General features: G+C 70.4%; 3 protein-coding genes. All 3 read right to left on the reverse strand.

The genetic code is table 11. The features are described from left to right. Nucleotides 1-220: 220 nt before the first annotated feature. Genes Q0P59_RS19515 through Q0P59_RS19525 form a run of 3 tightly spaced genes read right to left on the reverse strand, consistent with a single transcriptional unit; the run spans nt 221 to nt 7,628 of the window. Nucleotides 221-3,871 carry a translocation/assembly module TamB domain-containing protein gene (locus Q0P59_RS19515; protein ID WP_295009528.1) on the reverse strand — a complete coding sequence of 1,217 codons (3,651 nt, stop codon included), beginning with the start codon at nt 3,869-3,871 and terminating at the stop codon, nt 221-223. 1 nt (nt 3,872) lies between these two features. Continuing rightward, on the reverse strand, nt 3,873-5,561 hold the full coding sequence (locus Q0P59_RS19520) for an autotransporter assembly complex family protein (protein WP_295009530.1): 1,689 nt from the start codon (nt 5,559-5,561) through the stop codon (nt 3,873-3,875). Between the two features lie 9 nt (nt 5,562-5,570). Next, nucleotides 5,571-7,628: a preprotein translocase subunit TatB gene (locus Q0P59_RS19525; RefSeq protein WP_295009532.1), complete on the reverse strand. Its 2,058-nt coding sequence runs from the start codon at nt 7,626-7,628 to the stop codon at nt 5,571-5,573. Nucleotides 7,629-7,886 lie beyond the last annotated feature (258 nt).

Raw genomic sequence — 7,886 nt, forward strand, 5'->3', positions numbered from 1 at the left:
TGCCGCATCGAACGGCCGGTTGCGGAAAGTCCTCCCTGCGTCCGCTGATGGCCGGTTGCAGCCTGATCGCAATATGGTCAACACGTTGCGATTAAGTGGTCAGGGCAACGCCATTTAGTAAGGGCGCACCGACTGATTCGCCACTCCGGCAAAGGCAGGTGTCCCATCGCTTGATTTGTCCGGGTTCCGGCATTCGCCGGAACCCGGACAAATCGCGGACCTAGGGTTTCGCCCCGTCCTTCGCCCCGTCGCGCCCGAAGGTCAGCGTGTAGAACACGTCCAGCGCATTGTCGCTGCCGGCCCGGCCGATGACGGCGATGCGGCGGCTGAGGTTGACGGTGAGCTTGACGATGCCTTCCGCCCGACCCAGCGTCTGCTCGTAGGAGAGCAGGGCGTTCGACGACAGGCGCTTGCCGACCGAGAAGATCTGCTGGCCGGTGCTCCCGGCCGTGTCCGCGCTGCCGCCTGCGATCCGGCTGGTCTGCTGGCGCCCGCCGCTGTCGCCCAGGTTGCCCTGGCGGACGCCGAGTTCGTCGAAGCCGAAGGTTTTCTTGATCTGCTGGACGACGTTGCCGGAGTCGTTGCCGAGCAGGCCGCTGGCGGCCGACAGCAGGGTGGTCGCGTCGCCGGCGCCCATCTGCTCCGGACCGTGGCCGAGCACCAGCCAGGCCAGCTTTTCGGCTTCCGGCCGTTCCGGGTCGGAGACCAGCTTGACGACCGGCTTCTGGGCCGTGCCGCTGATCTGGACGCCGGCCTCGACCGCCAGGCCCTTGCGGATGGCACGGACGTCAAGCCCCGGGTTGTCGAGCAGACCGTTGAAGCTGAGCACGCCGCGTTCGATGTCGAGCTTCTGCCCGTAGGCCTCGAAGCGGCCGCTGCGGGTGCGGATGGTGCCGCTGGCCCGCGGCAGGTCGCGCCCCCTGGCCGTGATGCGCACTTCGCCGCCGAGACGGCTGGACAGGCCGGCGCCGTTGAACAGGAAGACATTGCCGAGGTCGGCGGCGATATCGAGATCGAGCTTGGGGCGTAGCGCGGCGGCGGGCTTGTCGCTGCCCGGGCGCCTGACCACCACGTCGTCCGACAGGCGCGGCGTGCCGCCCTTGGCCAGTTGCCAGTAGCCGGCGTCGACCGCCAGCTTGCCCTGGGCGCCCAGCGTGCCGCGCTGCCAGCTCAGCCGGCCGCTGCCCGAGACGGCAACCCACTGGTCGGGCAGCTGGAAGGCGCCCAGCCTGTCCAGGCGCACATCGAGAAAGGCGCTCTCGCCGCCATCGTCGGCGCTGGCGCCCGGGCGCCGGTCGAGCCGCATCTCGCCGCTCACCTCGAGGCGCCCCGGGGTCTTGTCGAGTCCGGCCAGTTCGCTGCCGGCTTCGAGCCGGAGGGCGCGCGGCAGGGGCTGCAGCAGGCTGTCGAAACCCAGGCGCCTGATGTGCAGCAGGTTGTCGCGCAGGTCGATGTCGAGTTCGCCATGGGCCAGGTTCAGCCCCTGCGCCGCCAGGCGCAGCGCCAATTGTTCGCCGCGCAGCCGGCCGCCGAGCAGCGGCCGGTTGGGGGTGCCGGACAGTTGCAGTTCGCCGTTGAGCCGCCCTTCGCTTTGCCAGCCTTCGCCGATCAGTTCGCCGAGCCAGCCGAGGCTGCTCACGTCGGCCTGCAGCGAGCCTTGCCAGCGGCTGTCGCGGGCCGGCGACCAGGCTCCCTGCATGGCGCCGCCGAGGCGGCCGTCGATCTGCCCGATCCGGCTGCCCCGGGCGCTGAGCGAGGCGGCGAAAGTCTTGTCGTCGGCCGTCGCCTGCAGCGTCGCCTGCCAGTCGAGCGGGTCGCCGCCCAGGCGCAGCGGCCCGAGCTGCCACGCCGACGCCGACAGCAGCACGGGGGCCGGGGCGAGCAGCCGGACGTTGCGCGCCTTGTCGCTGCCGTCCAGGCGGGCTTCGTCGAGCCGGCCGCTCCAGGTCGAGTGGGCGCCGTTCCAGCCGCCGCTGGCAGCCAGGGTGAGGCGGTTCGGACCGGCGATGTCGGCCTGCGCCGTCAGGCGGTGCGCCTGGTTGCTGCCCTCTCCCCGCAGGCGCAGGTCGCGGGCCAGGAGGGGCTGCTCGGCGCTGTCGAGCGCCGCGATGCCGAGGTCGAGCGCCAGGGGCGATGCCGCTTCGCTGCCCAGCGTGGCGCTCAGCTTGAGTCCGTGCACCCGGCCGTGGCCGGGCCAGCCGAGTTTGTCGGCCTGGAGGTTGCCGCTGAGGACCGGCGCCTGCGGCGTGCCGGCCAGTTCCCAGTGGCCCTGCACGCCGCCTTCGAGGCCGAAGGGGGCGAGTTGCCGGGCATCGATGTCGAGCTTGAGCACGTCGCCGGCCTGCCCGTAGGCGCCGCGGGCGGTCAGCCGGTTGCTGCCGGCCGAAAGTTCGATGTCGGCTTGCGGAATGCGCGGCCAGGCGATGGCGAGTTGTCCCCGGCCGCCGACGGCCTGGCCGGCTATCCGGCTCTCCTGCAGGGTGAAGCCGGCGTCGACGACGGGTTGGGGGGCAAGGCGGCCGCTGGCTTGCAGCTGGGCATTGATCTGCGCCGCCGGCAGGTCGATGAAGCGGCTGGGGTCGAAGTGCCGCAGTTCGCCGCTGATCGAGAAGGCGCGCGGCGCGGCCAGGTTCAGTTCGCCCTGCGCTTCCAGGCGCGCCTCGCCGGCGGCGAGCCGGAGCCTGGAGACTTGCAGGCGCTGCCCGGCCAGGCCGGCTTCGGCGAGCAGGCTGAAGCGGTCGTCGCGCAAGTCGATGCGCAGGTTCTGCCGCTCGGCGGCGAGCGTCGCTGTCAGCGGGCCGGCCAGGCGGGTCGGGCGCAGGGTGGAAACCAGTTGTCGGGCATCGAGGCGCCGGGCCTGCAGCGCGAGCGACAGTTCGTCGCTGCGCCATTCGCCCCGGCCGTCGAGTTCGCCGCCGCCGGGCAGGGCGGCGTGCAGGTCGCCGAGCCGCAGGCGCATTTCCTGCCAGTTCAGGGTTCCGGCCAGGGTCGTCAGCGGCAGGCGCTGGCGGTCGACGGGGCCGGGGTTGCGGTTGGTCAGCCCGAAGCTGCCGAGAAAGCCCTGGTGCTGCGGTGCGATGTCGGCGACCACGCTGAGGTCGGCGCGGGGGGCGTCGGCCACCCAGCTGGCCGGGTCGATGTGCTCGAGCTGCAGGCGGGCGCGGGCAAACGGGGCAGCGGCAAAGGGCGTCAGCGAGACCTCGGCGTGGCCGGCTATGCCCTGGGTGGCGACGACGGCCAGTTCGATGCGTTCCAGTTCGCCGCCGGCGGTCGCGGCCAGGGCGAGCGGGCGCTGCTCGAGCTGGCCGCTGAGCTTGAGCGTGCCGGACAGCGGGAAGGGGGACTGACCGTCGAGCCGGGCCTGCGCCTCGACGGCGACATCGGCCAGGCGCACGGCCAGCTGCTCGATGCGGTGTTGGCGCCCGTCGCTGGCCAGGCGGGCGACGATGTCGGCGGCGAGCGTCTGGCCGTTGAGGCTCAGCTTGCCCAGCGCCAGCCGTTCGATGGCGATGGCGAGCGGCAGCGTCAGCCGGTCCGGCGGCAGCAGCGGGTCGTTGCTGGGGGGCTGCTGGATCTCGAGTGTGTCGGCCGCCAGTTCGGCGATGTGCAGTTGGCCGTGGAGCAAGGCGGAGGCGGACCAGTCGAGATGCAGTCCGGTGATGGCGATCTGCCGCTCGCCGTCCTGCCAGCGCAGCGTCGCGATGGCGAGGGGGCCGAGCAGGCGGCCCTGCGCGTCCGCGACCTGCAGGCGCCCGGCGCTGGCGTGCGTGGCGAGCCGGATGACGGTTTGCAGGCCGCTGTCGCTGCTCGTCAGCCAGACCGGGATGGCGAGCAGGAGGGCGATGGCGAGGAGGGCGATGCGGCGCAGCATGTCAGAACGGAATGGCTAGCGAGAAATGGAGCTGGAAGCCGCGGACGCGCTCGCCGTAGGCCAGGTCGAAGCCGATCGGGCCGGCCGGGCTGCGCCAGCGGGCGCCCAGGCCGTAGCCGACGGCCAGGCGGGCATCCTGCCGCGCATCGAAGGCGTCGCCGGCATCGACGAAAGCGGCGATGCCCCAGTCCTCGTCCAGCCAGTGCGTGACTTCGGCGCTGGCGATGGCCTGGTAGCGGCCGCCGACCGTCGCCGTGCCCTCCTTGATGCCCAGGCTCTGGTAGGCGTAGCCGCGTACCGAACTGGCGCCGCCGGTGCGGAACAGGTAGTCCTGCGGGATATGGCGGCGGGAGTCGGCCAGGGTGGTGCCGATTTCGCCGCGCAGGGTCAGGGTGTTGTGCTGCCCGAGCGGAATGTAGTGCTGGATGCGGCTATGCAGGCGGATGAAGTTCTGGTCCGACAGCGCGGCCCGGGTGCCGCCGCCGATCTGCGCCTGGAGGACGGTGCCCCGGCGCGGATCGAGCAGGTTGTCGACGCGCCGCCAGGTCCACATCGCGTTGGGCACCAGCGCCCGGCTGGTCTCCGGCTGGGCGCCGTCGGGTTCGCGCAGTTCGTGCTGCCAGTTCAGCGACAGGCGCTGCTCGACGCTGCCGCGTTGCTGCACGGTCTGCGCCCCGAAGGCGTAGCGCTCGGTCTTCAGGCCGGCGATGTCGGTGGTTTCGGCCATCGCGCCCAGGCTGTTGCGGCGGAAGCGCTCGTCCGGCGGCAGGAAGACGTCGGCGTAGACCGTCTGCTTCTTCTGCTCCAGGCGCAGGCCGCTGTCCAGCTCCCAGGCGTGGCCGAGCAGGTCGGACGAGTGGGTGTTGAATTCGACGCGGGCGCCGGTGTTCGAGCTGGCGCCGGCCCCGAAGGACACCCGGTGCGGCGCCCGCTCGCGGACGCGGACGACGACGGGAATGGTCGCCGTGCCGTCGGCGTCGATCTCGGCGGCCTCGCGATCGAGCGTCGTCTGCACGGAAGCGAAATAGGGCGTCGCCTGCAGGGTGCTCTGCAAGGCGTTCAGGCGGTCCTCGCGATAGGGCTGGCCGGCTTCCACGACCCGGTTGTAGCGCGCGACCAGCGACGGCTCGTAGCGCTGCAGGCCCTCGACGCGCAGGGCGCCGAAGCGGTAGCGCGGCCCGGCATCGTAATGGGCGCTCAGGCGGGCGCTGTGCGTTTCGACATCGATCGTCGCCTCGCTGTCGACCAGTCGGGCATCGGCGTGCTCGACGGCGAGCAGGCGGGCGAGCACCTGCTGCTTGGCATCGTTCCAGTCCTCCTGCCGGAACGGCTGGCCGACCGGCAGGCGCCAGTCGCGCTGCAGTTCCTCCCGGGTCGTCGTCGCGAGCGGGCCGTCGAGGCTCAGGGCGACGGCCTTGACCACGGTGCGCGGGCCGGGGTCGAGGCTCAGCTGCAGCCCGTCGTCGCTGTCCTTGAATTCGAAGCTCGGCGCGAAATAGCCTTCGGTGGCCAGGATCTCGCTGAGCGTACCCTGCAGGCGCTGCGGGTTGCCGGCTTCCTCCGGCAGGTAGGGCGCGAGCAGTTCGCCGATGTCGTCCGGCGCCTGCAGGCTCAGTTCGCCGGCCGCCAGGGGCGCGGCGACGGCGAACAGCAGGGCTGACAGGAGGAGAGGGCTCGGGCGGGCAAACACAGCGTCATTTTACGCGTTGCCGGCCGGTTGGCGGGGCGGCATGAAAAAGGTGGCGGGATGGCGGCGCAGGCGGCGCCACAAAGCCTTGAGCAGCGGGCCGTGGTGGATGAACTGGACGCCCCGGGCGCGCAGGGCCGTGCGCAGGGCGAGCAGGAAGCTGACCGCGAGGTTGGTGAAGCCGATGGCGGCGACGCCCAGCGCGGCCCAGACGACCGCCCTGAGCGGCAGGTCGAACTGGAAGCCGACCAGGGCGTAGCCCAGGTTGGCCGACGAGAAGGCGATATGGCGAATGTCCAGCGGCAGGCCGAGGATGGTGCCGATGACGCCGGTCGAACCGAGCATGCAGCCGAACAGGAAGTTGCCCATGATCCCGCCCAGGCGGTCCTGGATGTAGGCGCCGATGCGCCCGGCGCGCGCCGGGCCGAAGATGGCCTTCAGCCAGCCGAGGCGGCCGATGCGCGGGCCGATGCCGGCGTAGGCCGCGCGGTTGTCGAAATAGCCGGTGATCAGCCCGGAGAGGAAGAGGTAGCAGCCGGCGATCGCCGCATGCGGCAGCGCCCAGGACAGCAGGTCGAGGCTGTCGAGCAGGTGGGCGCCTTTCCCGGCGTCGATGGCCGGGGCGCCGTTCAGGTAGCCCAGGCCGGCGCCGACGGCAATGGCGACGGGCAGGGCGACCATCACGTTGCCGCCGATGGCCGCCAGCTGGCTGCGACAGACGGCGGCGATGACGTCGACCAGGTGCTCGAGGTCGGCGCTGCGATTCAGGCGCAGGTCGCCGAGCAGGCCGGCCAGCGTCTGGGCGGTCATCGCCGGCTGCTTGGTGGCCACCGTCATGCCGAGCAGGTAGATGGCGACGAAGCCCAGGCCGTAGATCATGCTGTTCAGGAAGGCTTCGCCGAACAGGGGAAGGTGCAGCGCCGCGCCCTTGATCTTGAGCAGGGCCATGACGCCGATGAGGACGCCGGCGCCGCCGGCCGAGCGCCACATGTGGCGATAGTCGCTGGCCGAGTCGCAGATGTAGTGCTCGCCGGAGCGGGCCGCGTTTTCGGTGACGCGCACGGCGAGCAGGCTGGAGAGCTGGCTGAGGTAGAAGCGCAGGCTGTTGCGGCGGTTTTCGGCAATGAAGGCGGCGTGGGCGAACTGGCCCCAGGCATGAATCGCCCCGGTGTGCGTCTCGGCGCGCTGGCCGGCGCCGAGGATGGCGACCAGTTCGCGCAGGCGTTCGATACTCTGTTCGCTGCGCGTCAGAACATACGACAGATGAAGGCTGGTGCCGACAGTGAGCGCACGCTTGCGTATCTTTTGCAGCGTGGCGGCGCATTGGTCGGCGATGACCAGCAGCTGCCGGCCGTCGTCGGCCTGTTGCGCGCTGTCGTTCAGGGCGTTGCGGAAGGTGGTGACGAAATCGAGGGCTTCCGCCGACAGCGCGACGAAGCGCGGCGTGTCGTCGTCGAAGTTGGTCGAGGCGCGCATCAGCTCGCTTTCCACGCCCAGGCCGCTGACCCGGTGGGCGAGGAGCAGCACGGCGTCGAGCATCTGCTCCTGGATGCCGCGCCAGTCGATGTTGCGCAGCGCCATGTCCGGGGTCATCAGCTCCCAGAAGCGTTGCGACAGTTCGGGCGGGATTTCCTGCAGCCAGCGCCAGTCGCCGGCATGCGGGAAGACGACGTGCAGGCAATCCTTCAGGCGGCGCTCGTCGGGGACTTCCGGCAACAGGCGGTTGCCGATGATGCGCCCCCACTCGGAAAAGAAGCCGGTGCCGGGCAGGATGCCGCTGTCGGTGAAAAAGGTGACCAGGCGGCGGGTCGCCAGGAAATGCACGACATGGCCGCAAAATGCCTCGCGCAGCGCGGCGTCGGCCTCGATGCGGTCGAGCATGGCGCGGTAGCGCTCGACGTAGGCGTCGTCGCGCCGGTTCGCCGGACGCAGCACGGCGACCAGGCGGCGGATCAGCTCCAGCGTATCGGCTTCCGGGTTGCGGAAACGGTCGAGCGCTTTGCCCAGCTGGTCGGAGTAGGGGGCCGGCTTGCCGAGAAGCCAGCGGAACAGGGCCCGGATTGTTGTCATCGTTTTTTCATGATCCCCAAGATGGCGCGCAATTGCCCGAACGCCTTATGTTACCGGATACGGCGTGGTCGAAATGATTCGGTTTGTGTGTGACAAGTGGTTGAAAGGTGACGATTCGTAATAGAATTGGGCAGCTTCAAATTACAAATACCTACGCAAAACTTTTCCTGGGACTGTCGACTATGAACATTGTCAAGAAATCGCTGGTTCTGGCCCTGCTGGCCGGTATCGGTTTCTCCGCTGTTGCGCAAGAGCGCG

This window comes from uncultured Dechloromonas sp. (genome assembly GCF_945957265.1).
GTDB lineage: Bacteria > Pseudomonadota > Gammaproteobacteria > Burkholderiales > Rhodocyclaceae > Azonexus.